A 23,616-nucleotide genomic window follows, 5' to 3' on the forward strand; every position below is an offset into this window, starting at 1 on the left:
TCGCGAATGAATTCGCTCCCACAAGTTCAGCTTTGCGCCAGCTGGCGGCGCAGTTCGGCCAGCACCGGTGCGCTGTCCGGCAGCACGCCGCGCCACAGCAGGAAGGCTTCGGCTGCCTGCTCCACCAGCATCCCCAGGCCATCGAGGGTACGCGCGGCGCCGTGTTCGGCAGCCCAGCGGTTGAAGGCAGTCATTTCCTTGCCGTACATCATGTCGTAGCACACGGTGTGCCCCGGTTTGATCAGGCTCGGCGAGATAGGGGGCAGGTCGCCGGCAAGGCTTGCCGAGGTGCCATTGATGATCAGGTCGACGGGCTCTTCCAGCCAGTCGAAGCCGCTGGCGGATACCGGCCCGAGGTCGGCGAACAGCTGGGCCAGGGCTTCGGCCTTTTCCACGGTGCGGTTGGCGACCACCAGGGCAGCCGGCTTCTCGGCCAGCAGCGGCTCGATCACACCGCGAGCGGCGCCACCAGCACCCAGCAGGAGGATGCGCTTGCCGGCCAGATCGAGACCGGCGTTGCGGGTGAGGTCACGCACCAGGCCGGCGCCGTCGGTGTTGTCGCCAAGCAGGCTGCCGTCATCCAGTTTCTTCAGGGTATTCACCGCACCGGCGCGCTGGGCGCGGGCGCTGAGGCTGCCGGCCAGCTGGTAGGCCTGTTCCTTGAACGGAACGGTGACATTGCCGCCCTTGCCCGTGGCGAAGAACTGCCGGGCGCAGCCGGTGAAGTCATCCAGCGGCGCCAGCACGGCTTCATAGGTGAGCTGCTGGCCGGTCTGTTCGGCGAACAGGCCGTGGATCAGCGGCGACTTGCTGTGGCCGATGGGGTTGCCGAAGACGCAGTAGCGATCGGTCACAGCCCTGCCTCCCCGAGCCAGTCGCGATCCTTGAGGAAGTACTCGGTCAGGCGCGCTTCCTCGCTGCCCGGCTCGGGTTTCCAGTCATAGCCCCAGCGCACGTGCGGCGGCAGGGACATGAGGATGGACTCGGTGCGGCCGCCGGACTGCAGGCCGAACAGGGTGCCGCGGTCGAACACCAGGTTGAACTCCACGTAGCGGCCACGGCGGAACGCCTGGAACTCGCGCTGCTCCTCGGTGAAGGGGGTGTCCTTGCGCTTTTTCAGGATCGGCAGGTAAGCCTCCAGGTAGGCATCACCGATGGCGCGCATGAAGGCGAAGCTGGTGTCGAAGTCCCACTGGTTCAGGTCGTCGAAGAACAGGCCGCCGATGCCACGCGGCTCGTTGCGATGCTTGAGGTGGAAGTAGCGGTCGCACCATTCCTTGTAGCGCGGGTAGACGTCGGCGCCGAAGGGCGCGCAGGCGTCGCGGGCCACCTTGTGCCAGAACACGCAGTCTTCTTCGACGGCGTAGTAGGGGGTCAGGTCGAAGCCGCCACCAAACCACCAGACCGGCTCTTCGCCTTCCTTCTCGGCGCAGAAGAAGCGCACGTTGGCGTGGGAAGTGGGTACGTGGGGGTTTTCCGGGTGGATCACCAGGGACACGCCGAGGGCCTGGAAGCCACGTCCGGCCAGCTCAGGACGGTGGGCGCTGGCCGATGGCGGCAGGTTGGCGCCGAACACGTGGGAGAAATTCACGCCACCCTTCTCGATCAGCGCACCGTTCTCGATCACCCGCGTACGGCCACCGCCACCGGCGGGACGGGTCCAGGCGTCCTCGTAGAAACCGGTCTTGCCATCCTCGGCCGCGAGCGCGGCGCAGATGCGGTCTTGCAGATCGAGCAGGTAGGCCTTCACGGCCTCGATACGGTCAGTCACGTGGTCAACCCTGGAAGCAGGTGGAGTGGCGGAAAAATGAGCAGGCAAGCATACCACCGCCCGAGAGGCCTGGTGGCTTGACGGGAATCAAGGCGAGGCGTTGGATGGGGGCTTTTCCGACCAGGAGGTTGCAAGCATGGCCAAACGCATCCAGTTCTCCGCCTACGGCGGTCCGGAAGTCCTCGAGTTCGCGGACTACCAGCCTGCAGAGCCGGGGCCGCAGGAAGTGCGCGTGCGCAACCGCGCCATCGGCCTGAACTTCATCGACACCTATTACCGCAGTGGCCTCTACCCGGCACCGAACTTCCCCACCAGCCTGGGCACCGAAGGGGCCGGCGAGGTAGAGGCGGTGGGCAGCGCGGTGACCCAGTTCAAGGTGGGCGATCGCGTCGCCTATGCCACCGGCCCGCTGGGCGCCTACAGCGAACTGCACGTGCTACCGGCGGACATGCTGGTGCGCCTGCCGGAGGGCATCAGCTTCGAACAGGCCGCGGCGGTGATGCTCAAGGGCCTGACCGTGCAGTACCTGTTGCGTCAGACCTTCCCGTTGCAGGGCGGCGAAACCATCCTCTTCCACGCCGCCGCCGGCGGTGTGGGGCTGATTGCCTGTCAGTGGGCCCGCGCCCTTGGCGTGAAGCTGATCGGTACCGTCAGCTCGGCGGAAAAGGCCGCGCAGGCCAAGGCCAACGGTGCCTGGGCGACCATCGACTACAGCCATGAGAACGTGGTGCAGCGCGTGCAGGAACTCACCAATGGCGCCAAGTGCCCGGTGGTCTACGACTCGGTAGGCAAGGACACCTGGGAAATCTCGTTGGACTGCGTGGCGCCGCGCGGCCTGATGGTCAGCTTCGGCAACGCCTCGGGGCCGGTGACCGGGGTCAACCTGGGCATCCTGGCGCAGAAGGGCTCGCTCTTCGTCACCCGGCCGACGCTGTTCGGCTACGCCAGCACGCCGGAACGCCTGCAGGCCATGGCCGATGAGCTATTCGGGCTGATCGCCGACGGCCGCATCAAGGTGGAGGTGAACCAGCGCTTCGCCCTGGCCGACGCTGCCAAGGCGCACACCGCCCTGGCCAGCCGCCAGACCACCGGTTCGACCGTGCTTATCCCCTGAGCACGCGCCCACTGGCCAGATCGCGGATCACGCTGGGGTTGCGCCGCCCGCCGAGGGCGCCCCCCAGCACCGCGTCCAGCTTGTCGCCGAAGTACTGCTGGACACGCAGACGCGAGTACGCGGCCGGACGGCCCGACGGGTTCGCGGAGGTGGAAACCAGCGGCCCGGTGAGGGCGCAGAGATCGCGCACCAGCGGATGGTCGCTGACGCGCAGGGCGACGCTGTCGTGCTGGCCGGTGATCCACTCCGGCAGCAGGTCCTGGTGTGGCACCAGCCAGGTGTTGGGGCCCGGCCAGGTGCTGGCGAGCTTGTCGATCCAGGCATCCGGCAGGCCTTCAAGGAGGAAGTCGAACTGGCGGATGTTGTCCGCCACCAGGATCACACCTTTCTCCACGGGACGCTCCTTGAGCGCCAGCAGGCGATAGACCGCGTCCTCGTTCCAGGGGTCGCAGCCCAGGCCCCAGACCGCCTCGGTGGGATAGGCGATAACCCCGCCTTCTCGCACGATCCGCGCCACTTGCTGCACACGCCAACTGCTGACCATCACCCGCTCCCGCAATACTGGATCGCTAAAGTGTACAGGGCTCAACCTTGGCGATGCACCCAGCAGCCCGCCTCACGGGCGACGCGCCCCAGCAGTTCCAGGTCGGTGAGTTCAGCGAGCACGCGCGGCAGTTCCCAGCCGCTGGCAACGGCCAGGGCTTCGCTGCTGTAGGGCGCCGCGCGCAGCAGATCGAGCAGCGGATGCTCCACTTGAAGGGGCGCCTCGATCCGCGGCTCGGACGCCACCGTCTGCCAGCCACGCAGCGCTTCGAGGATGTCTTCGACCTTTTCCACCAGGGCCGCACCTTCGCGAATCAACTGGTGACAGCCACGGGCGCCGGGATGGTGGATGGAACCGGGAATGGCGTAGACCTCGCGCCCCTGCTCGGCGGCCAGGCGCGCGGTGATCAGAGATCCGCTGGAGGGGCTGGCTTCCACCACCAGAACGCCGAGGGACAGCCCACTGATGATGCGATTACGGCGCGGAAAGTTGGCCGGCTGGGGCGGACATTCCAGCGGCAGTTCGGACACCAGCGCGCCGCCTTCATCAACGATGCGCTCCGCCAGGCCACGGTGGCGATTGGGGTAGACGCGTTCGAGGCCGGTGCCGAGCACCGCCACCGTTGCGCCCTTGACCTCCAGCGCGCCCAGATGGGCAGCGCCATCGATGCCCAGGGCCAGGCCACTGGTGATCACGAAGCCACCACCGGCGAGGCTGCGGGCAAAGGCACGGGCGGTATCCAGCCCGGCCGCCGAAGCGCGGCGGCTGCCGACCATGGCCAGTTGCGGACGCTCCAGCAAGGACGCATCACCGGCGACATACAGGAGCGGCGGCGCATTGCCGAGTTCGGTCAGCAGGGCGGGGTAGGCGGGATCGTCCCAGCACAGCAGCTGGTGACCGGGCCGCTCCTGCCAGGCCAGGGCGCGGGCGGCCGCGTCACGAATCTCCGGGCTACGCCGTGGGTCGGTTGAGGCTTCCGGCAGGCCCAGCGAGCGCCAGGCAGAGGCCGGTGCGCTCAGGGCCGCGGAGGCGGAACCAAAGGCTTCGATAAGGCGACGGAAACGCGCGGGGCCGAGTTCGGGGAGGTGATGAAGACGAAGGCGAGCTTCCAGCTCGGCAGGGGAGATTGATGGCATTCGATCGGTCCTTGATCGCGCCGCAATCGCGGCAGAACAGCCATCAATACAACAAGCCCCCGCATGGCGGGGGCTTGGAGGTGTTACGGGTTGTGTACCTTGTCCAGCACCGCCAGCTGGCGGGTGGCGGCGAGCACCAGGCCGTAGCTGAGCTTGTCGTAGGTGCGGAACACCATCAGCAGGCCAGCGCGCTCGTCCGGGACCTTGATGAACTCGTCGGTGATGCGGTCACGAACGGTTTCGCCGGTCTTGTAGACCGCCAGCACGTTGCCTTCCACCAGGCCGTCGCGCTTGCCCTTGTTGATGGTGACCACATCGAACTGGCCGATCTGGGTCACGCCGCGCGGTACATCGAGGATCACGCCGCTGATGTCACGATCCGGCGCGCTGGGCATGAAGGTGGAGTTGATCGCGCGTTCCTCGGTGGGGAACAGGCGGTCACCCAGGCGGACTTCCTGGGTGGAGCGGGTCAGTTGCAGGGTGCCGATATCACCCTCGTCGGCCACCATCTCGCCGCCGCCGATATCGTCGGCGTTGATGCCGAGGAATTCCTTGGTTTCCGGATCCAGGTAGGTCTTACCCTGGCGGAAGATGCCGTAGGCCGGCTGCTCGTGAGAGAAGTTGCCACGGGCATAGACGCGATCACCAGCGCCGCTGACCACGCGTTCGGCGTTGCCGGCGACGATGTAGGGCGCGCCTTCGAATTCCTTGGGATCGTCGATGATGCGGTTGCTCAGCAGGAAGGCGTTGATGGCTTCCAGCGGAATGGCCGGGATGGCTTCGGCCATCGGCGTGCTGCGCACGGTCGGCGACAGCTTGATGGTGCCGCGGGACGCGCCGCGGTTCAGCATCAGGCGCGGCTGGCCATCGACGTAGACCAGGCTGAGCACGTCGCCGGGATAGATCAGGTGCGGGTTTTCGATCTGCGGGTTAGCGTGCCAGATCTCCGGCCATTTCCATGGCTGGCTCAGGAACTTGCCCGAGATATCCCAGAGCGTGTCGCCTTTGACGACGGTATATCGCTCCGGATGCCCATCCTTGAGTTCCACCGCAGCCTGGGTCAGGCCACTGGCGGCCAGGAGCAGCAGGGCGAGTAGTGATTTCCTCATGCGGTGAATCCCTTTATTATGTTCATTCACATGAAACGCCCTGAGAGCCGCCCCAACCGGGCTCTGCAGCCGTTTTTTCGATGCTGCGCACCATCTTAGCAGCGGATTTTCAACTTATTCCACAAGTGCATCACAAACGCATATGGCGATTCTGAACATTCTCGAATTCCCCGATCCGCGGTTGCGCACCATCGCCAAACCGGTGGAGGTGGTCGACGACTCCATCCGCAAGCTGATCGACGACATGTTCGAAACCATGTACGACGCTCCCGGTATCGGCCTGGCCGCCACCCAGGTGAACGTCCACAAACGTGTGGTGGTGATGGACCTGTCGGAAGACAAATCCGAGCCACGGGTCTTCATCAACCCCGAGTTCGAGTCCCTGACCGACGAGATGGACCAGTATCAGGAAGGCTGCCTTTCGGTTCCGGGCTTCTATGAAAACGTCGATCGTCCGCAGAAGGTGAAGATCAAGGCCCTGGACCGCGACGGCCAGCCCTATGAACTGATCGCCGAAGGCCTGCTGGCCGTGTGCATCCAGCACGAGTGCGACCACCTCAACGGCAAGCTCTTCGTCGACTACCTGTCGTCCCTCAAGCGCGACCGCATCAAGAAGAAGCTGGAAAAGCAGCACCGCCAACAGGCTTGATTCCCCCGATCCAAAGGCTTGCCCCGGCAAGCCTTTTCTTTTTGGTGACTTCCCCATGACCGAGCCACTGCGCCTCGTCTTCGCCGGCACCCCCGAGTTCGCCGCCGAGCACCTCAACGCCCTGCTGGGCTCCCGCCACCAGGTCATCGCCGTCTACACCCAGCCGGACCGCCCGGCCGGTCGCGGCCAGAAGCTGATGCCGAGCCCGGTCAAGCAACTGGCGGTCGAACACGGCATTCCGGTGCTGCAGCCGCCAACCCTGCGTGATCCCGCCGCCCAGGCCGAGCTCAAGGCCCTCGGCGCTGACCTGATGGTGGTAGTTGCCTACGGCCTGATCCTGCCGCAGGTGGTGCTCGACACCCCGCGCCTGGGCTGCATCAACAGCCACGCCTCGCTGCTGCCACGTTGGCGCGGCGCGGCGCCGATCCAGCGCGCGGTGCAGGCGGGCGACGCGGAAAGCGGCGTCACCGTCATGCAGATGGAAGCGGGCCTCGACACCGGTCCGATGCTGCTCAAGGTCACCACCCCGATCAGCGCGGAAGACACCGGCGGCAGCCTGCACGACCGCCTCGCGCAACTGGGTCCGAAGGCCGTGCTGGAAGCCATCGAAGGTCTTGCCGCCGGCACCTTGAAAGGCGAAGTGCAGGACGACGCCCTGGCCAACTACGCCAACAAGCTGAACAAGGATGAGGCACGCCTCGACTGGAGCCGCCCGGCGGTGGAACTGGAACGCCTGGTTCGCGCCTTCAACCCCTGGCCCATCTGCCACAGCACCCTCGACGGCGAGCCGCTGAAAGTGCTCGCCGCCGTGCTGGGCGATGGCAAGGGCGCGCCCGGCCAGATCCTCGCCGCCAGCAAGGACGGCCTGACCGTGGCCTGTGGCGACGGTGCCCTGCGCCTGACTCGCCTGCAATTGCCCGGCGGCAAGCCGCTGAACTTTGCCGACCTCTTCAACAGCCGTCGCGAGCAGTTCGCCGTGGGCAAGGTACTGGGCGCATGAATCCACGTCTCGCCGCCGCCCGAGCCCTGGCCGCGGTGCTCTCAGGCAAGGCTTCCCTCGGCGGGAGCCTGCCGCCGCAACTGGACAAGGTGGAGCCGCGCGATCGCGCGCTCGCCCAGGACCTCGCCTTCGGCGCCGCGCGCTGGCAACCGCGCCTCGCTGCCCTGGCCGAGCGCCTGCTGCAGAAGCCGTTCAAGTCCGCCGACAAGGATGTGGAGGCGCTGCTGCTGGTCGGCCTCTACCAGCTCTTCTACACCCGCATTCCCGCCCATGCCGCCATCGGCGAGACCGTCGGCTGCTCGGACAAGCTGAAGAAGCCCTGGGCCAAGGGCCTGCTCAACGCCGTGCTGCGCAACGCCCAGCGCCAGGGCGAAGCGATCTTCGCCGAGCTCGAACGCGACCCGGCAGCACGTACCGCCCACCCACGCTGGCTGCAGAAGGCCCTCAAGGCCGCCTGGCCGGAACACTGGGAAGCGGTCTGCGCGGCGAACAACGCCCATCCGCCGCTGATCCTTCGGGTCAATCGCCGCCATGGCAGCCGCGACGCCTACCTGGCCGAGTTGCAACAGGTCGGCATCGCAGCCGAACCCTGCACCTTCAGCCGCGACGGCATCCGCCTCATCGAAGCCTGCGACGTGAAAACCCTGCCGGGCTTCTCCGAAGGGCGCGTCAGCGTGCAGGACGAAGCCGCACAGCTGGCGGCCGACCTGCTGGAACTGGCGCCCGGACAGCGTGTGCTGGACGCCTGCTGCGCCCCCGGCGGCAAGACCTGCCACGTGCTGGAGGCCGAAGCGGGCCTCGCCGAAGTGGTGGCGGTGGACCTGGAAGAAAGCCGCCTGGTCCGCGTGCGGGAAAACCTCGACCGGCTGGGCCTGGATGCGAAGCTGATCGCCGCCGACGGCCGCGCTACCGCCAGTTGGTGGGACGGCAAGCCGTTCCAGCGCATCCTCCTCGACGCGCCCTGTTCGGCCACCGGCGTGATCCGCCGCCACCCGGACATCAAGCTGACCCGCAAGGAAGAAGACATCGCCGCCCTGGCTCAGCTCCAGGGCGAGCTGCTGGACGCCCTCTGGCCGACATTGGAAGTGGGTGGCGTGCTGCTCTATGCCACCTGTTCCACCCTGCCACGGGAGAACAGCGACAACATCGCCGCCTTCCTCGCCCGCACCCCCGGCGCCCGCGAACTGGATATCCCCGGTCCCTTCGGATTGAAACAACCCCATGGCCGCCAATTGCTGGCGCAGGAAAACGGCCATGACGGTTTCTACTATGCCAAGCTGATCAAGATCGCCGCCTCGCCACGCGGCTAACGGAGCTAGCAGTGAAGATCATCATTCTCGGTGCGGGCCAGGTGGGCGGTACGCTTGCCGAACACCTTTCCGACGAGGCCAACGACATCACGGTGGTAGACACCGACGGCGACCGCCTGCGCGACCTCGGCGACCGCCTCGACATCCGCACCGTGCAGGGCCGAGGCTCCTTTCCCACCGTGCTGCGCCAGGCCGGTGCCGACGATGCCGACATGCTGGTGGCGGTGACCAATAGCGACGAAGTGAACATGGTCGCCTGCCAGGTGGCCTACACCTTCTTCCACACCCCGACCAAGATCGCCCGGGTACGGGAAGCGGCCTACCTGACCCGCGCCGGCCTGTTCGACAACGAAGCCATTCCGGTGGACGTGCTGATCAGCCCCGAGCAGGTGGTGACCAACTACATCAAGCGCCTGATCGAGTATCCCGGTGCCCTTCAGGTCATCGACTTCGCCGATGGCAAGGCCCAGCTGGTGGGGGTCAAGGCCTACTACGGCGGGCCGCTGGTAGGCCAGGAGCTGCGCCAGATCCGCGAGCACATGCCCAACGTGGATACCCGTGTGGCCGCCATCTTCCGTCGCAACCGCCCGATCCTGCCCAAGGGCGATACCGTGATCGAGGCCGACGACGAAGTCTTCTTCATCGCCGCCAAGGCGCACATTCGCGCGGTGATGAGCGAGCTGCGCCGCCTGGAAGACAGCTACAAGCGCGTGGTGATCGCCGGCGGCGGCCATATCGGCGAGCGCCTGGCCGAAGCCATCGAGAGCCGCTACCAGGTGAAGATCATCGAGATGAACGCGGCACGCTGCCGCCATCTCTCGGAAGTCCTGGACAGCACCATCGTGCTCCAGGGCAGCGCCTCCGACCGCGACTTGCTGGTGGAAGAGAACATCAGCGACGCGGACATCTTCCTCGCCCTGACCAACGACGACGAGGCCAACATCATGTCCTCGCTGCTGGCCAAACGCCTGGGCGCGCGCAAGGTGATGACCATCATCAACAACCCGGCCTACGTGGACCTGGTGCAGGGCGGCGACATCGACATCGCCATCAGCCCGCAGTTGGCCACCATCGGCACCCTGCTGACCCACGTGCGTCGTGGCGACATTGTCAGTGTGCACTCCCTGCGCCGTGGCGCGGCCGAGGCCATCGAAGCCATCGCCCATGGCGACGCCAAGTCGAGCAAGGTGGTGGGCAAGATGATCGAGGAAATTGCCCTGCCACCGGGCACCACCATCGGCGCCATCATTCGCGACGAGGAAGTGCTGATCGCCCACGACGACACCGTGATCGAATCCGGCGACCACGTGATCCTGTTCCTCGTGGACAAGAAGTACATCCGTGACGCCGAGCGGCTCTTCCAGGTGGGCCTGACCTTCTTCTAAGAGCCCGTCTACGATCAGCTGCGCGTCGGCCCTGCAGCGTTAAAAGCAGGCTCGGATTTGCTCATTTACAGATTAGGAGCGCGCCCCATGCTCGAAGGACTGGAAAAGATGCTGGCCAAGGGTGTGGATAACCCCTTGCTGCGCTTCGGCCTGGGCAAGGGTTACCTCGACCAGGGTGATGCCACTAAAGCGGCCGAGCACCTGCGCCGTTGCGTCGAGCAGGACCCCAAGTATTCCGCCGCCTGGAAGCTGCTGGGCAAGGCCCTGGAAGCGGACGGAGACCTCGCCGCCGCCCGCGCCGCCTGGACCGAAGGCCTCGCGGCCGCCCAGGCCCATGGCGACAAGCAGGCGGAGAAGGAAATGACGGTGTTCCTCAAGCGCCTGGACAAGCGGGGCGGCGCGTCGGCCTGATCGACTCTGCCCGCGCGATTAGAGGTTGCGCAGAACGGCGCAAGGCCGAGAAGCGATTAGGGGGGAGACTGAGGCAGGTGGTCTTGCCTGGAGGGGAATCAACCTTCCATCAGGAAACGAAAGCCGGCGCCCTCGGCATCCGCCCGCATCACTTCCATCGCCAGGACAGGCGCCTCGAAGGGCAGGTCCTGCACCTGGCCGCGGACGATGCTGCCGGCGGGAAGGGCGGCCAGGTCGGGATGGCGGACATAGACGCCGCCATCGGAGAGATCGCGGGTCTGGGCAACCAGATCACCGAAGCTCGGGTGGCTGATCTTGATCCTGCATTTCATCGGAGTTCGGGGAAATTGCCGCTGGTTCGCCATTGGATCGCATCGTCCTGAGCCGGTGAGTTACCGACGTTAACGATGTATCAAATCTGGAACAACCCTTTCTCGGGCCGCATAATTAGGGCCACAAAAAAGGCGCCTCTCGGCGCCTTTTTCGTCAATACCACTTCTTCTCGCCCTCGGGGCGTTTCTTGAAGCGTTTCATGCTCCACATGTACTGGGTCGGATAGGCCCGTACGTACTTCTCCACCACCTGGCTCATGGCGGCGACGCCTTCTTCGACGTTCTCGCTGTACATGCCTTCCGGGGCAGCTTCGAGGATCACCTTGAAGCCCGAACCATCGGGCAGGCGCAAGGCATGCAGGAACACACCGCGCGCCTTGCCGCCGGCCAGCATGCCGGGGACGAACTTGCTGGTCAGCGCCTGGGTGCCGAGGAAGGGCACGAAGACGCCCGCCGAGAGGCTGGGCTCGGGGTCGGCGGGAATGCCCACGGAGCCGCCCTTGCGCACTTCCTTGATGACGCTGAGGATGCCTTCCTTGGTGGAAGGCGCCACGCGGTTGCCCAGCTGAACGCGCTGCTTCTGCAGCAGATCGTCCACCGCCTTCAGCTTGGGCGGGCGGTAGAAGATGATGGGTTTGCACTGGGCGCAGTAGAAGTGGTTGAGCACCTCCCAGTTGCCCAGATGGCTGGTGATGCCCACTACGCCCTTGCCGCTGGCCAGGGCCTCATGCAACACGTCCAGGCCTTCCACTTCGCGTACCAGTCCGATGGACTTCTCCGCCGGCCAGATCCAGGCGCAGGCGCTTTCGGTGAAGGTCCGGCCGATATCCATCAGGCTCTGGCCAACGCGCTGCTCCAGCTCCGCGGGCGACCATTCTGGGAAGCACTTGGACAGGTTGATCCGCACCACGTCGCGGGAACGGTTCGGCAGCTTCCACATCAGCCAGCCAATGGTCGCGCCAACCGCTTGCACGGCGCGCCAGGGCAACATCGCGAAGAGGCGCAGGAAGCCGACAATCAGCGCACCTTTCAACTTATCCACAGGCAACTCCAGGACGTTCGAAAGCGCGCATTCTACCCTCGCACCGGATCACAGGGTCAGCTCGCGATAACGGTCACAGTCCGTGGTGTGATCCATGACCATGCCAGCGGCCTGCATGAAGGCGTAGCAGATGGTCGGACCGACGAAGGTGAAACCGGCTTTCTTCAAGGCCTTGCTCATGGCCTCCGCCTCCGGCGTGACTGCCGGCACCTGGCCGCGTTCGCTAAAGTGATTGATCTTCGGCTTGCCGCCGACGAACGACCAGAGCAGCGCCACCGGGTCGTCCTGGCGCAACCAGGCCTGGGCGTTCTGCCGGGCGGCCTTGAGCTTGAGGAAGTTGCGGATGATGCCCGGGTCCTGCATCAGCGTCTCGATTTCCTCGTCACTCATCACTGCCAGACGCTGCGGATCGAAACCGAACAGCACCTCGCGGTAACGCTCACGCTTCTTCAGCACGGTGATCCACGAAAGGCCGGCCTGGAAGCCTTCCAGCAAGAGCAGTTCGAAGAGCGCCGCCGGGTCCTTCAGCGGTACGCCCCATTCGGTGTCGTGGTAGGCGATATAGAGGGGGTCGTCATTGCACCAGAAGCAGCGTGGCATAAGGCTTTCCATGCGGTTGCGGCGGGGTCGGATCGGGTATACTCCGGCATTTTCCGTCGAAGACCCAGCACAGGTGAAATTCGTGAGCCAGACTACGCCCGCCGTGCGCACCTTCCAAGACCTGATCCTCGCCCTGCAGCAGTACTGGGCCGAGCAGGGCTGCGTGGTGCTCCAGCCCTACGACATGGAAGTGGGCGCCGGTACTTTCCACACCGCCACCTTCCTCCGCGCCATCGGCCCGGAAACCTGGAACGCCGCCTACGTGCAGCCGTCCCGCCGTCCGACCGACGGCCGCTACGGCGAAAACCCCAACCGCCTGCAGCACTACTACCAGTTCCAGGTGGTCCTCAAGCCCAACCCGGAGAACTTCCAGGAGCTGTACCTCGGCTCGCTGAAGGCCATCGGGGTCGACCCGCTGGTGCATGACATCCGCTTCGTCGAAGACAACTGGGAATCGCCGACCCTCGGCGCCTGGGGCCTGGGCTGGGAAATCTGGCTGAACGGCATGGAAGTCACCCAGTTCACCTACTTCCAGCAGGTCGGTGGCATCGAGTGCTACCCGGTGACCGGCGAGATCACCTACGGTCTTGAGCGCCTGGCCATGTACATCCAGGGCGTCGATTCGGTGTACGACCTGGTCTGGGCCGACGGCCCCTTCGGCAAGGTCACCTATGGCGATGTGTTCCACCAGAACGAAGTGGAGCAGTCGACCTACAACTTCGAGCACGCCAACGTCGAGAAACTGTTCGAGCTGTTCGACTTCTACGAGAGCGAAGCCAACCGCCTCATCGAGCTGCAGCTGCCGCTGCCGACCTACGAGATGGTCCTCAAGGCCTCCCACACCTTCAACCTGCTGGACGCCCGCCGCGCCATCTCGGTGACCGAGCGCCAGCGCTACATCCTGCGCGTGCGCACCCTGGCCCGCGCCGTGGCGCAAAGCTACCTGCAGGCGCGCGCGCGTCTCGGCTTCCCCATGGCCACTCCCGAACTGCGTGACGAAGTACTGGCCAAGCTGGAGGCTCAAGAATGAGTGCACAAGATTTCCTGGTAGAGCTGGGCACTGAAGAGCTGCCTCCTAAGGCCCTGAAAACCCTGGGTGACGCCTTCCTCGGCGGCATCGAGCAAGGCCTCAAGGCCGCCGGTCTGGGCTATGCCAAGGCGCAAGTCTTCGCCGCCCCGCGCCGTCTGGCCGTGCTGGTGGAACAACTGGCCACCCAGCAACCCGATCGCAGCGTCAACCTCGACGGCCCGCCGATCCAGGCCGCCTTCGACGCTGAAGGCAAGCCGACCCAGGCCGCACTGGGCTTCGCCCGCAAGTGCGGTGTCGACCTGGAGCAGATCGACAAGAGCGGTCCGAAACTGAAGTTCAGCCAGTCCATCCCCGGCCAGCCCGCCGCGGGCTTGCTGCCGGGTATCGTCGAAACCTCCCTGGCTGCCCTGCCGATTCCGAAGCGCATGCGCTGGGCCGCTCGCCGCGAAGAATTCGTCCGCCCGACCCAGTGGCTGGTCATGCTGTTCGGCGACGACGTGGTGGATTGCGAGATCCTTACCCAGAAAGCCGGTCGTGAATCCCGTGGCCACCGTTTCCACAACCCGGACAACATCCGTATCAGCAAGCCTTCCACCTACCTGGAAGACCTGCGCAGCGCGCACGTGCTGGCCGACTTCGCCGAACGCCGCGAGATCATCGCCAAGCGCGTGGCCGAACTGGCTGCCGAACAGAACGGCACTGCCGTGGTGCCTGCCGACCTGCTGGACGAAGTGACTGCGCTGGTCGAGTGGCCGGTGCCGCTGGTGTGCTCCTTCGAGGAGCGCTTCCTCGCCGTGCCCCAGGAAGCCCTGATCTCCACCATGCAGGACAACCAGAAGTACTTCTGCCTGCTGGATGCCAACGGCAAGCTGCTGCCGCGCTTCATCACCGTGGCCAACGTGGTCAGCAAGGACCCGGCGCAGATCGTCTCCGGTAACGAGAAGGTGGTTCGCCCGCGCCTCACCGACGCCGAGTTCTTCTTCAAGCAGGACAAGAAGCAGAAGCTCGAAGTCTTCAACGAGCGCCTGAAGAACGTGGTGTTCCAGGCCCAGCTCGGTACCGTGTACGAGAAGGCCGAGCGCGTATCCCGTCTGGCGGGCTTCGTGGCCGAGCAGATCGGCGCCGATCCAGCCCGCGCTGCGCGTGCCGGTATCCTTGCCAAGTGCGACCTGGCCACCGAGATGGTCGGCGAGTTCCCGGAAATGCAGGGCATCGCTGGCTACTACTACGCGACCAACGACGGTGAGCCGGAAGACGTCGCCAAGGCGCTGAACGAGCAGTACATGCCTCGTGGCGCCGGTGCCGAACTGCCGCAGACCCTCACCGGTGCCGCGGTTGCCGTAGCCGACAAGCTGGACACCCTGGTGGGTATCTTCGGCATCGGCATGCTGCCCACCGGCAGCAAGGACCCCTTCGCCCTGCGTCGTCAGGCCCTGGGCGTCCTGCGCATCCTGATCGAGAAGCAGTTGAACCTCGACCTCGCCGCAGCCGTCGCCTTCGCCATCGACCTCTACGGTTCCAAGGTGAAATCCGAAGGCCTCGCCGAGCAAGTGCTGGAGTTCGTCTTCGACCGCCTGCGCGCCCGCTATGAGGACGAAGGCGTGGACGTGGCCGTGTACCTCTCGGTACGCGCCCTGCAGCCGTCCTCGGCCCTGGACTTCGACCAGCGCGTGCAGGCCGTCCAGGCCTTCCGCAAGCTGCCGGAAGCCGCGGCCCTGGCCGCCGCCAACAAGCGCGTGTCGAACCTGCTGAGCAAGGCCGAAGGCAATGTTCCCGGCAGCGTCAACAATGCCCTGCTACAGGAAGCTGCCGAGCAGGCCCTGGCCAAGGCCGTGGCCGACGCCGAGCAGGCCCTGGCGAGCGCCAGCAGCTACCGCGAAACCCTGGAGCGCCTGGCCAGCCTGCGCGAGCCGGTGGACAGCTTCTTCGAAGCGGTACTGGTCAACGCCGAAGACGCCGCCGTTCGTGGCAATCGCTATGCGCTGCTGGCCAAGCTGCGCGGCCTGTTCCTGGGCGTAGCGGACATCTCGGTACTGGGCTAAGGCAAGCCCGTGGGTCGGAGGTCCGAGGCAGCATGCTTCGGGCGCTCCGGCTCCACGCTTCAGGCGTCGTTCATGAAACTACTGATTCTCGACCGCGACGGAGTCATCAACGAAGACTCCGACGACTACATCAAATCCCTTGAGGAATGGATCCCCATTCCCAGCGCCATCGCGGCCATCGCCCGCCTGAGCAAGGCCGGCTGGACCGTCGCCGTGGCCACCAACCAATCCGGTATCGCGCGCGGTTACTACGACCTTGCCACCCTGGACTCCATGCATGCCCGCCTGCGCGAGTTGGTGGCGGAGCAGGGCGGCGAACTCGGCATCATCCAGTACTGCCCGCACGGCCCCGACGAAGGCTGTGATTGCCGCAAGCCGCGCCCCGGCATGCTCAACCGCATCGCCGCGCACTATGGCGTGGACCTTGCTGGAATCTGGTTCGTCGGCGACAGCAGTGGTGACCTGGAAGCCGCGCTGGCCGTCGATTGTCAGCCCGTTCTGGTGAAGACCGGCAAGGGCGAACGCACCCTGGCTAAAACCTTGCCAGCGGGCACCCTGGTATTCGACGATCTTGCGGCGGTTGCCGCGCATCTCCTTCAGTAAGGTCAACAGCTCCCATGACGACAGTGCAGGCCATCAGAACCTTCCTTTTCTACCTGCTGCTGTCGCTTAGCGCCTTCATCTGGGGCACGTTGAGCCTCTTTTTCGCGCCTTTCATGCCATTTCGCGCGCGCTACCGCTTCATCGTATGGCGCTGGTGCCGATTTGCCGTCTGGCTGGCGAAGGTGATGGTAGGCATCCGCTATGAAGTGAAAGGCATGGAGAACGTTCCGGCCCAGCCTTGCGTGATCCTCGCCAAGCACCAGAGCACCTGGGAAACCTTCTTCCTCTCCGGTGCTTTCGAGCCCCTGAGCCAGGTGGTCAAGCGTGAGCTGCTGCGCGTGCCCTTCTTCGGCTGGGCCATGGCGCTGATGAAGCCCATCGCCATCGATCGCAGCAACCCCAAGGCGGCCCTCAAGCAGCTCGCAGCGCAAGGCGACGAACGCCTCAAGCAGGGTGCCTGGGTGCTGATCTTCCCTGAGGGCACCCGTGTGCCGGTTGGCCAGATGGGCAAGTTCTCCCGCGGTGGCGCGGCCCTGGCGGTGAATGCTGGGCTACCTGTTCTGCCAGTGGCACTCAATGCCGGGCACTTCTGGCCGAAGGAAGGTTGGGCTAAGCGCCCGGGCACCATCCAGGTCGTGATCGGTCCCGTGATGTATGCCGAAGGTGAGGGGCCAAGGGCCATCGCCGAGCTGAATGACAGGGCTTTTGCCTGGGTGGAAGCGACTCAGCGCGAGCTGGAAGGTCCGCAAACTACCGCCAAGGTCGAGACCCCAGCCTGATCTGTGGATAAGCTGTGAACAAAATTTTGGCGAATCGCCGAAATAACAGCTCAAGCCTCTGATTTACAAGGCTTTCCTTTTTACAATAAAGCTTAGCGAGAAAGTGCATAACGATTTCTCGCAAGGCACCAGCGCTATCCCTTCAGATACTTCGAATCGAGGGCGTTGAAGCAGCGGATGATCCGCTCGCGCGCAACGCCCGGGAAGGTCTTCTCGGTCAGCACCACCAACACCAACGCCTTGACCCGCCCCGACCGCAGCTGCCGCATCATGTAGGCGCCAATCTCTTCATCGGTGATGCTCGGTGCATCTTCCTGGTGCTCATCCATCCCACTTCTCCTCTAGGGCCTCCAGGGCCTCTGCAAGCCGTTCCAGACTACGCTTCCCAGCCACGCACGCCCACGCCTCATCCCGAGCGCAGAACGAGCGAGAGCACGCTATCTGAATGAGCTGGGAAATGGAGGAAAGGGAAGTTTGCGAAAGCCGGAAAGCACTGAGGGGAGCCGAAGCTCCCCTCAAATGGTTTTTCATTCTTGTTGTTGTTCTTATTGAGTATTCGTTGTTGTTCTTCGCTACTGGCTACTAGCTAGCCAGAATTGGCTGGTCCCAACATGGACCGAGGGCAAACGGATTTTTTTGGACGCTGATCATGCCATCGTCATTTCTGAACCAACCAGAGCGCCGCTACCTTGAGGTAGTTTTATTGTTCTATTGCTCCAGCCACCGGATGCGGAACGGCACACCCTGTCCAAAAAAATCGGTTTGCTTCTTCTCTGGGCTGTTGTTGTTGTTTTGTCAGAGTCGAAAACTTTCTTTTTGAAGCTTTTTATTGTTGTTGTGCCATATATAGAGCACACCTCGTGCCAATTTTTATAAAACACTTATAAATCAATAAGTTAGAAAAATCATTCATTTCAGAAACGCAATTCCTTGCCCTAAAATGTTCCCTTACGACCCGTCCGGGTACCCGCGGTCCGAGTCGTGGGTAACACTCGAAGCCCCCTTCCCCAGCCAGAGTGTTACCCCCTGTTTCCAGTATGTAACTCATTGCCGTAGAACGAATTTTCTCGCTCGACCAGTTGCTTCATGCCGCCCTGAGCAGCGCCTTGATCCAATCCATTGGTGCTTGCTCTCCGAGCGTGTCGAAGACGAACTCCTGGCCTCGATATGCACTGTTCAGCATGCAACGATCACCAGCTGCGGTCCATCGATTTGGATTCCGGTGAAAGCTCAATCCTGATCGCTCTGCACTGGGAGCAAACCAGGCCGGCACCTGCCAGCGCGTCTGTAGCGTCGAATCAGGTGCCGTCAGCACCAGGCGCTCATCCAGGATCCGAAAGTTGCCGGCTCCCGAAACGTACTCCGACAGACCATCGAGACAAAGCCCTTCCGTAGCCACATACAGGGTATTGCTGGCGTCCTGACCGTAGGCAAAGTGAGGGTGGTAGCGCGCCCAGGGCATCGCGCCGGTGGGCACATCGTCGACCTTTAGAATCTCGCCAACCTGCAACCATCCCCAGATCACCTGGCGAGCGGGTTGACCGGAGATGAATCGCCAATCGCCATACCCCGTTTCTTCGACTGGACGAAAGGAGCCGAAGAAGAGGAACAGGTCCCCCACGGCAACGCCCTCATTTCGCAAATGCCCTTGGGCGCTACCGCTTTGGCCCAGCATTGGCCTCCAGCCCGGTAGGCGGGGCAGGGCGTCGGGTCGCAGGTCTGGGTCCAGATGTGCACGCCGATGATGCCAGCCCGCCTCGCGATTCAGTCCGCTCACCACGTCCCCCAGGTTGATGCCGTCAAAGGCGATATCACCAAAAGAGATGGCGGACTCCGGGTCTGGAATGGGTAATGAACAGAGTCGCCCATCCGGCAGGATCGGGCTCGGACAACCACCAGCGGATGAATCGAAGCCTTTACGGCTCAGGATGATGCGCATCGCTGGTTTTCCTCCACGTGTCCTGCACTATTCTGGCAGCGCGCCATGGCACAGACCACGTGTCCTTTTCTTGGGAAACGGGCACAAATTATCGCCTTTCAAAAACAAAAACCCCCGGCACTGGCCGGGGGTTTTCTTCTTCTGGCGTGGCTTGTGTCAGACGTCGAGGTTGGACACCGCGAGGGCGTTGCTCTCGATGAAGTCACGACGCGGTTCTACAGCATCACCCATCAGGGTGTTGAAGATCTGGTCCGCGGCAATGGCGTCTTCGATGGTCACCTTGAGCATGCGACGGACGTTCGGGTCCATGGTGGTTTCCCACAGCTGCTCGGGGTTCATCTCACCCAGACCCTTATAGCGCTGGATGGTGTGACGCTTGGTGCTTTCAGTCATCAGCCAGGCCAGGGCTTCCTTGAAGGTGGCCACCGGCTTCTTGCGCTCGCCACGCTGGACGAAGGCACCGTCTTCCAGCAGGTTGTTGAGCTGGTCGCCCAGTTCGGTCACCTGGCGGTAGTCGTTGCTGGCGAAGAAGTCGCGGTTGAAGGTGATGTAGTGAGACAGACCATGGGCAGTCTGTTCCACTTCCGGCAGCCACAGGTGACGCTCACGATCTTCGCGCAGGCTGGCGGTGTAGGTCAGGCCAGACTTCTCGGCGGCCTTCAGACGCGCCTGGAATGCTTCCAGCCAGTTCTGCATTACCGCCTGGTCGGAGAGCTGCTCCACGCCAACTCGAGGCAGGTAGACCATGTGCTCGGTCAGCTCCTGCGGGTACAGGCGCGACAGACGCTTCAGGGTACGCATCACATTGCGGTAGTCGTTCACAAGGCGTTCAAGAGCCTCACCGGAAAGGCCCGGTGCGTTCTCGTTGACGTGCAGATTGGCATCTTCCAGGGCGGACTGGGTCATGTATTCATCCATGGCCTCGTCATCCTTGATGTACTGCTCCTGCTTGCCCTTCTTGACCTTGTACAACGGCGGCTGAGCGATGTAGATGTAGCCGCGCTCGACCAGCTCAGGCATTTGACGGAAGAAGAAGGTCAGCAGCAGCGTGCGGATGTGCGAACCGTCGACGTCGGCGTCGGTCATGATGATGATGTTGTGGTAACGCAGTTTGTCGATGTTGTATTCCTCGCGGCCGATCCCACAACCCAATGCAGTGATCAGGGTGCCGACTTCCTGCGAGGACAGCATCTTGTCGAAACGCGCTTTTTCCACGTTGAGGATCTTGCCTTTGAGCGGCAGGATCGCCTGGGTCTTGCGGTTACGGCCTTGTTTGGCCGAGCCACCCGCAGAGTCACCCTCCACGATGTACAGTTCGGAAAGGGCAGGGTCCTTCTCCTGGCAGTCAGCCAGTTTGCCCGGCAGACCTGCGATATCCAGGGCGCCCTTGCGGCGGGTCATCTCACGGGCCTTGCGTGCGGCTTCACGGGCACGCGCGGCGTCGATCATCTTGCCGACTACAGCCTTGGCTTCGTTCGGGTTCTCCAGCAGGAAGTCAGCAAAGTACTTGCCCATTTCCTGTTCAACGGCGGTCTTCACCTCCGAAGAAACCAGCTTGTCTTTGGTCTGGGAGCTGAACTTGGGATCCGGCACCTTCACCGAAATAATGGCGGTCAGGCCTTCACGAGCATCGTCACCGGTGGTGGCGATCTTGTACTTCTTCGCCAGACCTTCCTGCTCGATGTAGTTGTTCAGATGACGAGTGAGGGCAGAGCGGAAGCCTGCCAGGTGGGTACCACCGTCACGCTGGGGAATGTTGTTGGTGAAGCAGAGGATGTTTTCGTTGAAGCTGTCGTTCCACTGAAGGGCAACTTCTACACCAACGCCATCTTCTTCGCGCTGGACATTGAAGTGGAACACTTCGTTGACGGCGGTCTTGTTGGTGTTCAGATACTCGACGAACGCTTTCAAACCGCCTTCGTACTTGAACATTTCCTCTTTGCCGCTGCGCTCGTCACGCAGCACGATGCCCACGCCGGAGTTCAGGAAGGACAGTTCACGGATACGCTTGGCCAGGATGTCCCAGCTGAAGTGAATGTTGGTGAAGGTCTCGGCAGAAGCCTTGAAGTGCACCTCGGTACCCGTGCCTTCGGTTTCACCCACAGGGCGCAGCGGGAACTGCGGTACGCCGTGATGATAGATCTGCTCCCAGACCTGGCCTGCACGGCGAATGGTCAGGCGCAGTTCTTCGGAGAGGGCGTTCACCACCGACACACCCACACCGTGCAGACCGCCGGAAACCTTGTAGGTGTTGTCGTCGAACTTACCGCCAGCGTGCAGCACGGTCATGATGACCTCGGCGGCAGAAACCCCTTCTTCCTTATGGATATCCACCGGAATGCCACGGCCGTTGTCGCGAACGGTGATGGATTCATCGGTGTGGATGGTGATGCTGATTTCCGAGCAGAAGCCGGCAAGTGCTTCGTCGATCGAGTTGTCGACGACCTCGAACACCATGTGGTGCAGACCTGTCCCATCATCGGTGTCGCCGATGTACATACCGGGGCGTTTGCGTACGGCATCCAGTCCCTTCAGCACCTTGATGCTGGAAGAGTCGTACGTGTTGTTCTCGCTCATGCTTCACTCCCGATGTTCGTGGGGCTGATACAGCCATGTTCCACGTGGAACATGGCGACCGGCGTATCCGTGCGCCAGCCGTCCCTCAGAAATTCATGGTCAACGCAGGTGATGAACACCTGGCAATCCAAATCTTCCAGCAATCGACAAAGTGCCTGTCGATGCTGTTCGTCCAACTCTGACGGTAAGTCGTCAACTAGGTAGATACACTGTCCGCGTTTCGCCTTGTTGACCAGATGGCCCTGCGCAATTCGCAAAGCGCAGACAACCAGTTTCTGTTGGCCGCGCGACAGTATGTCAGCCGCGTTATGTGCACCTGAACGCAATCGCAGGTCAGCGCGTTGTGGCCCTGCCTGGGTGTGCCCGATCTGTTGGTCGCGGAGGAGGGAAGTGTTCAGCACTTCGGACAGCTCCCGATCCTTGTCCCAGCCGCGGTAGTAACTGAGCGTGAGACTATCGAGTTCCACAAGGTCAGCAAGAGTCCGTTCAAAGACCGGTTTCAATGCTTGGATATAGGCCCGGCGATACTGGTCGATTTCATCGCTGGCCAGGCAAAGCTCCCGGTCCCAAGCCGCCTGCGAAGCGGCGTCCAGTGTACCATGCCGGAGCCACGAGTTCCGCTGCCTCAGGGCCTTCTGCAGCCTTTGCCAGGCCGGCAAGAACCGAGGTTCCACGTGGAACACTCCCCAATCGAGGAACTGCCGGCGGATCTTCGGAGCCCCTTCCAGAAGGCGGAAACTGTCTGGATTGATAAGCTGCAACGGCAGTGCTTCGGCAAGTTGCGACGCACTCCTGACGTTCTCTCCGTCGATGCGAATCTGAAATTCCCCCTGACGATCCCGCGAAATCCCCAGATTGCTCTGGCCACCCTCGGGAAGGCCCACCTGACCAAACACGGTGCACGCAGGCTGCTCGTACTGAATGACGGGCTGCAATCGGGTACTGCGGAAGGAGCGGGCGAGACCGAGAAGGTGAATGGCTTCAAGCAGGCTGGTCTTTCCGCTGCCGTTGGCGCCGTAGAGGATATTGATGCGGGGGGAGGGGGAGAGGGTCACCGGGTGCAGGTTGCGCACACCGGTGACCGAGATACGGCTGAGGGACATTGAGTCGTTACAGGCGCATCGGCATTACGACGTACGAGGAATCGTCGTTATCAGCTTCCTGCACCAGGGCACTGCTGTTGGCGTCGGACAGGATCAAGCGAACCTGTTCGGTAGACATCACACCCAGTACGTCCAGGAGATAGCTCACGTTGAAGCCGATTTCCAGATTGCTGCCACCGTACTCAACGGCGACTTCTTCCTCGGCCTCTTCCTGCTCGGGGTTGTTGGCCTGGATTTTCAGCAGACCGGAAGCCAGGGTCAGGCGGATGCCACGATACTTCTCGTTGGAGAGGATCGCAGTCCGGCTGAATGCTTCACGCAGCGCCTGACGGTCGCCCACCACGAGCTTGTCGCCGCCACGCGGCAGCACACGCTCATAGTCCGGGAACTTGCCGTCGACCAGCTTGGAAGTAAAGGTGAACTCACCGGTGGTAGCACGGATGTGGTGCTGGCCGAGCACGATACGCACCTCACCATCCTGTTCGGTCAGGAGACGCGCCAGTTCGAGGATACCTTTACGCGGCACGATCACCTGGTGGCGATCCGCGGCTTCGATACCCGCCTGCATGGCGCACATCGCCAGGCGATGGCCATCGGTAGCGACAGCACGCAGGATGCCGGCGTTAACTTCCAGCAGCATGCCATTGAGGTAGTAACGAACGTCTTGCTGGGCCATGGCAAAGCTGGTGCGCTCGATCAGACGGCGCAGCTTGCTCTGCACCAGGCTGAAATTCAGCGAACCCGGGCCTTCTTCCACGGTGGGGAAGTCGTTCGCCGGCAGTGTGGACAGGGTGAAACGGCTGCGACCTGCCTTGATCAGCAGCTTCTGCTCGTCGACGCGGATATCGATCAACGCATCACCCGGCAGGCTCTTGCAGATGTCCATCAGCTTGCGCGCCGGTACAGTGATCTCACCTGGCTCAGCCGGCTCTTCCAGGGCAACTCGCCCGACCAGCTCGACCTCGAGGTCAGTGCCGGTCAACGACAGCTGCTGGCCTTCGACCACCAGCAATACGTTGGAGAGGACCGGCAAAGTCTGGCGGCGCTCTACGACGCCGGCGACCAGTTGCAGGGGTTTCAACAGGGCTTCGCGTTGAATTGTGAAATGCATGGTCTAGTCCCTTGCCTCTTGGGCTGCGA

23 protein-coding genes are annotated in these 23,616 nt (G+C 63.2%); 10 read left to right on the forward strand and 13 right to left on the reverse strand.

Annotated elements, in window-relative coordinates:
• Positions 1-26: 26 nt before the first annotated feature.
• The gene (aroE, locus tag E8E91_RS08150; RefSeq protein WP_280375333.1) at positions 27-854 is read right to left on the reverse strand and encodes a shikimate dehydrogenase; all 828 of its coding nucleotides are present in this window, start codon (positions 852-854) and stop codon (positions 27-29) included.
• The gene (gene hemF / locus E8E91_RS08155) at positions 851-1,771 is read right to left on the reverse strand and encodes an oxygen-dependent coproporphyrinogen oxidase (RefSeq protein ID WP_280375334.1); all 921 of its coding nucleotides are present in this window, start codon (positions 1,769-1,771) and stop codon (positions 851-853) included. Before hemF ends, aroE begins: the two co-directional genes overlap by 4 nt.
• A gap of 136 nt (positions 1,772-1,907) precedes the next feature.
• Here hemF and E8E91_RS08160 point away from each other — a divergent pair, with 136 nt between their 5' ends.
• Positions 1,908-2,885, forward strand: a complete 978-nt coding sequence (locus E8E91_RS08160; RefSeq protein ID WP_280375335.1) for an NADPH:quinone reductase — start codon at positions 1,908-1,910, stop codon at positions 2,883-2,885.
• On the opposite strand, the gene E8E91_RS08165 is transcribed toward E8E91_RS08160, so the two are convergent.
• The 3 genes from E8E91_RS08165 to E8E91_RS08175 all read right to left on the reverse strand — a co-directional run bounded on the left by E8E91_RS08165 (position 2,875) and on the right by E8E91_RS08175 (position 5,674).
• Positions 2,875-3,429 (reverse strand): Sua5/YciO/YrdC/YwlC family protein, encoded by a 555-nt coding sequence (locus E8E91_RS08165; RefSeq protein ID WP_280375336.1) that lies wholly within the window; start codon positions 3,427-3,429, stop codon positions 2,875-2,877. The two genes, E8E91_RS08160 and E8E91_RS08165, sit on opposite strands and share 11 nt — an antisense overlap.
• Positions 3,430-3,470: 41 nt before the next feature.
• Positions 3,471-4,565, reverse strand: a complete 1,095-nt coding sequence (gene dprA, locus E8E91_RS08170) for a DNA-processing protein DprA (RefSeq protein ID WP_280375337.1) — start codon at positions 4,563-4,565, stop codon at positions 3,471-3,473.
• An 83-nt stretch (positions 4,566-4,648) separates the two neighbouring features.
• On the reverse strand, positions 4,649-5,674 hold the full coding sequence (locus E8E91_RS08175; RefSeq protein WP_280375338.1) for a LysM peptidoglycan-binding domain-containing protein: 1,026 nt from the start codon (positions 5,672-5,674) through the stop codon (positions 4,649-4,651).
• Positions 5,675-5,816: 142 nt separating this feature from the next.
• On the opposite strand from E8E91_RS08175, the gene def reads away from it, so the two are divergent.
• From def to E8E91_RS08200, 5 genes are all read left to right on the forward strand, one after another.
• Entirely contained in the window at positions 5,817-6,323 is a 507-nt protein-coding gene (gene def, locus E8E91_RS08180) for a peptide deformylase (RefSeq protein ID WP_280363363.1), read from the forward strand.
• A gap of 55 nt (positions 6,324-6,378) precedes the next feature.
• Positions 6,379-7,323 carry a methionyl-tRNA formyltransferase gene (gene fmt, locus E8E91_RS08185; protein ID WP_280375339.1) on the forward strand — a complete coding sequence of 315 codons (945 nt, stop codon included), beginning with the start codon at positions 6,379-6,381 and terminating at the stop codon, positions 7,321-7,323.
• Positions 7,320-8,633, forward strand: a complete 1,314-nt coding sequence (rsmB, locus tag E8E91_RS08190; protein ID WP_280375340.1) for a 16S rRNA (cytosine(967)-C(5))-methyltransferase RsmB — start codon at positions 7,320-7,322, stop codon at positions 8,631-8,633. Before fmt ends, rsmB begins: the two co-directional genes overlap by 4 nt.
• An 11-nt stretch (positions 8,634-8,644) precedes the next feature.
• Positions 8,645-10,018 carry a Trk system potassium transporter TrkA gene (gene trkA, locus E8E91_RS08195; protein ID WP_280375341.1) on the forward strand — a complete coding sequence of 458 codons (1,374 nt, stop codon included), beginning with the start codon at positions 8,645-8,647 and terminating at the stop codon, positions 10,016-10,018.
• Positions 10,019-10,105: 87 nt separating this feature from the next.
• On the forward strand, positions 10,106-10,429 hold the full coding sequence (locus E8E91_RS08200) for a tetratricopeptide repeat protein (protein WP_280375342.1): 324 nt from the start codon (positions 10,106-10,108) through the stop codon (positions 10,427-10,429).
• A gap of 98 nt (positions 10,430-10,527) precedes the next feature.
• On the opposite strand, the gene E8E91_RS08205 is transcribed toward E8E91_RS08200, so the two are convergent.
• From E8E91_RS08205 to E8E91_RS08215, 3 genes are all read right to left on the reverse strand, one after another.
• The gene (locus E8E91_RS08205) at positions 10,528-10,794 is read right to left on the reverse strand and encodes a PilZ domain-containing protein (RefSeq protein WP_280375343.1); all 267 of its coding nucleotides are present in this window, start codon (positions 10,792-10,794) and stop codon (positions 10,528-10,530) included.
• A gap of 121 nt (positions 10,795-10,915) precedes the next feature.
• Positions 10,916-11,803, reverse strand: coding sequence for a lysophospholipid acyltransferase (locus E8E91_RS08210; RefSeq protein WP_280375344.1), 888 nt, complete (start codon positions 11,801-11,803; stop codon positions 10,916-10,918).
• 48 nt (positions 11,804-11,851) lie between these two features.
• The gene (locus E8E91_RS08215) at positions 11,852-12,403 is read right to left on the reverse strand and encodes a DNA-3-methyladenine glycosylase I (protein WP_280375345.1); all 552 of its coding nucleotides are present in this window, start codon (positions 12,401-12,403) and stop codon (positions 11,852-11,854) included.
• 82 nt (positions 12,404-12,485) lie between these two features.
• Between E8E91_RS08215 and glyQ the strand changes: the two genes are divergently transcribed.
• The 4 genes from glyQ to E8E91_RS08235 all read left to right on the forward strand — a co-directional run bounded on the left by glyQ (position 12,486) and on the right by E8E91_RS08235 (position 16,857).
• The gene (glyQ, locus tag E8E91_RS08220) at positions 12,486-13,433 is read left to right on the forward strand and encodes a glycine--tRNA ligase subunit alpha (RefSeq protein ID WP_280375346.1); all 948 of its coding nucleotides are present in this window, start codon (positions 12,486-12,488) and stop codon (positions 13,431-13,433) included.
• Positions 13,430-15,475, forward strand: a complete 2,046-nt coding sequence (gene glyS / locus E8E91_RS08225; RefSeq protein ID WP_280375347.1) for a glycine--tRNA ligase subunit beta — start codon at positions 13,430-13,432, stop codon at positions 15,473-15,475. Before glyQ ends, glyS begins: the two co-directional genes overlap by 4 nt.
• 72 nt (positions 15,476-15,547) lie before the next feature.
• Complete coding sequence (gmhB, locus tag E8E91_RS08230; RefSeq protein ID WP_280363341.1) at positions 15,548-16,078, forward strand: D-glycero-beta-D-manno-heptose 1,7-bisphosphate 7-phosphatase; 531 nt, start codon at positions 15,548-15,550, stop codon at positions 16,076-16,078.
• A 14-nt stretch (positions 16,079-16,092) separates the two neighbouring features.
• On the forward strand, positions 16,093-16,857 hold the full coding sequence (locus tag E8E91_RS08235; protein WP_280375348.1) for a lysophospholipid acyltransferase family protein: 765 nt from the start codon (positions 16,093-16,095) through the stop codon (positions 16,855-16,857).
• A gap of 134 nt (positions 16,858-16,991) precedes the next feature.
• On the opposite strand, the gene E8E91_RS08240 is transcribed toward E8E91_RS08235, so the two are convergent.
• The 5 genes from E8E91_RS08240 to dnaN all read right to left on the reverse strand — a co-directional run bounded on the left by E8E91_RS08240 (position 16,992) and on the right by dnaN (position 23,587).
• Positions 16,992-17,186, reverse strand: coding sequence for a hypothetical protein (locus E8E91_RS08240; protein WP_280375349.1), 195 nt, complete (start codon positions 17,184-17,186; stop codon positions 16,992-16,994).
• Between the two features lie 755 nt (positions 17,187-17,941).
• Entirely contained in the window at positions 17,942-18,796 is an 855-nt protein-coding gene (locus E8E91_RS08245; RefSeq protein ID WP_280375350.1) for a hypothetical protein, read from the reverse strand.
• 156 nt (positions 18,797-18,952) lie between these two features.
• Positions 18,953-21,373 carry a DNA topoisomerase (ATP-hydrolyzing) subunit B gene (gene gyrB, locus E8E91_RS08250; RefSeq protein ID WP_280375351.1) on the reverse strand — a complete coding sequence of 807 codons (2,421 nt, stop codon included), beginning with the start codon at positions 21,371-21,373 and terminating at the stop codon, positions 18,953-18,955.
• The gene (gene recF, locus E8E91_RS08255; protein ID WP_280375352.1) at positions 21,370-22,476 is read right to left on the reverse strand and encodes a DNA replication/repair protein RecF; all 1,107 of its coding nucleotides are present in this window, start codon (positions 22,474-22,476) and stop codon (positions 21,370-21,372) included. The genes gyrB and recF overlap by 4 nt, the downstream gene beginning before the upstream one ends.
• Before the next feature lie 7 nt (positions 22,477-22,483).
• On the reverse strand, positions 22,484-23,587 hold the full coding sequence (gene dnaN / locus E8E91_RS08260; protein ID WP_280363327.1) for a DNA polymerase III subunit beta: 1,104 nt from the start codon (positions 23,585-23,587) through the stop codon (positions 22,484-22,486).
• Between the last annotated feature and the right edge of the window lie 29 nt (positions 23,588-23,616).

The organism is Pseudomonas sp. BN515 (assembly GCF_029873155.1).
GTDB lineage: Bacteria > Pseudomonadota > Gammaproteobacteria > Pseudomonadales > Pseudomonadaceae > Metapseudomonas.

Bases quoted from the DNA above. Each gene is read 5' to 3' on its own strand.
- dnaN (WP_280363327.1), bottom strand. From the start codon at position 23,587: ATGCATTTCACAATTCAACGCGAAGCCCTGTTGAAACCCCTGCAACTG.
- recF (WP_280375352.1), bottom strand. From the start codon at position 22,476: ATGTCCCTCAGCCGTATCTCGGTCACCGGTGTGCGCAACCTGCACCCG.
- dprA (WP_280375337.1), bottom strand. From the start codon at position 4,565: ATGCCATCAATCTCCCCTGCCGAGCTGGAAGCTCGCCTTCGTCTTCAT.
- fmt (WP_280375339.1), top strand. From the start codon at position 6,379: ATGACCGAGCCACTGCGCCTCGTCTTCGCCGGCACCCCCGAGTTCGCC.
- glyS (WP_280375347.1), top strand. From the start codon at position 13,430: ATGAGTGCACAAGATTTCCTGGTAGAGCTGGGCACTGAAGAGCTGCCT.
- E8E91_RS08200 (WP_280375342.1), top strand. From the start codon at position 10,106: ATGCTCGAAGGACTGGAAAAGATGCTGGCCAAGGGTGTGGATAACCCC.
- gmhB (WP_280363341.1), top strand. From the start codon at position 15,548: ATGAAACTACTGATTCTCGACCGCGACGGAGTCATCAACGAAGACTCC.
- E8E91_RS08215 (WP_280375345.1), bottom strand. From the start codon at position 12,403: ATGCCACGCTGCTTCTGGTGCAATGACGACCCCCTCTATATCGCCTAC.
- E8E91_RS08160 (WP_280375335.1), top strand. From the start codon at position 1,908: ATGGCCAAACGCATCCAGTTCTCCGCCTACGGCGGTCCGGAAGTCCTC.
- def (WP_280363363.1), top strand. From the start codon at position 5,817: ATGGCGATTCTGAACATTCTCGAATTCCCCGATCCGCGGTTGCGCACC.
- E8E91_RS08175 (WP_280375338.1), bottom strand. From the start codon at position 5,674: ATGAGGAAATCACTACTCGCCCTGCTGCTCCTGGCCGCCAGTGGCCTG.
- E8E91_RS08165 (WP_280375336.1), bottom strand. From the start codon at position 3,429: ATGGTCAGCAGTTGGCGTGTGCAGCAAGTGGCGCGGATCGTGCGAGAA.
- E8E91_RS08205 (WP_280375343.1), bottom strand. From the start codon at position 10,794: ATGGCGAACCAGCGGCAATTTCCCCGAACTCCGATGAAATGCAGGATC.
- E8E91_RS08240 (WP_280375349.1), bottom strand. From the start codon at position 17,186: ATGGATGAGCACCAGGAAGATGCACCGAGCATCACCGATGAAGAGATT.
- rsmB (WP_280375340.1), top strand. From the start codon at position 7,320: ATGAATCCACGTCTCGCCGCCGCCCGAGCCCTGGCCGCGGTGCTCTCA.
- E8E91_RS08245 (WP_280375350.1), bottom strand. From the start codon at position 18,796: ATGCGCATCATCCTGAGCCGTAAAGGCTTCGATTCATCCGCTGGTGGT.
- gyrB (WP_280375351.1), bottom strand. From the start codon at position 21,373: ATGAGCGAGAACAACACGTACGACTCTTCCAGCATCAAGGTGCTGAAG.
- E8E91_RS08235 (WP_280375348.1), top strand. From the start codon at position 16,093: ATGACGACAGTGCAGGCCATCAGAACCTTCCTTTTCTACCTGCTGCTG.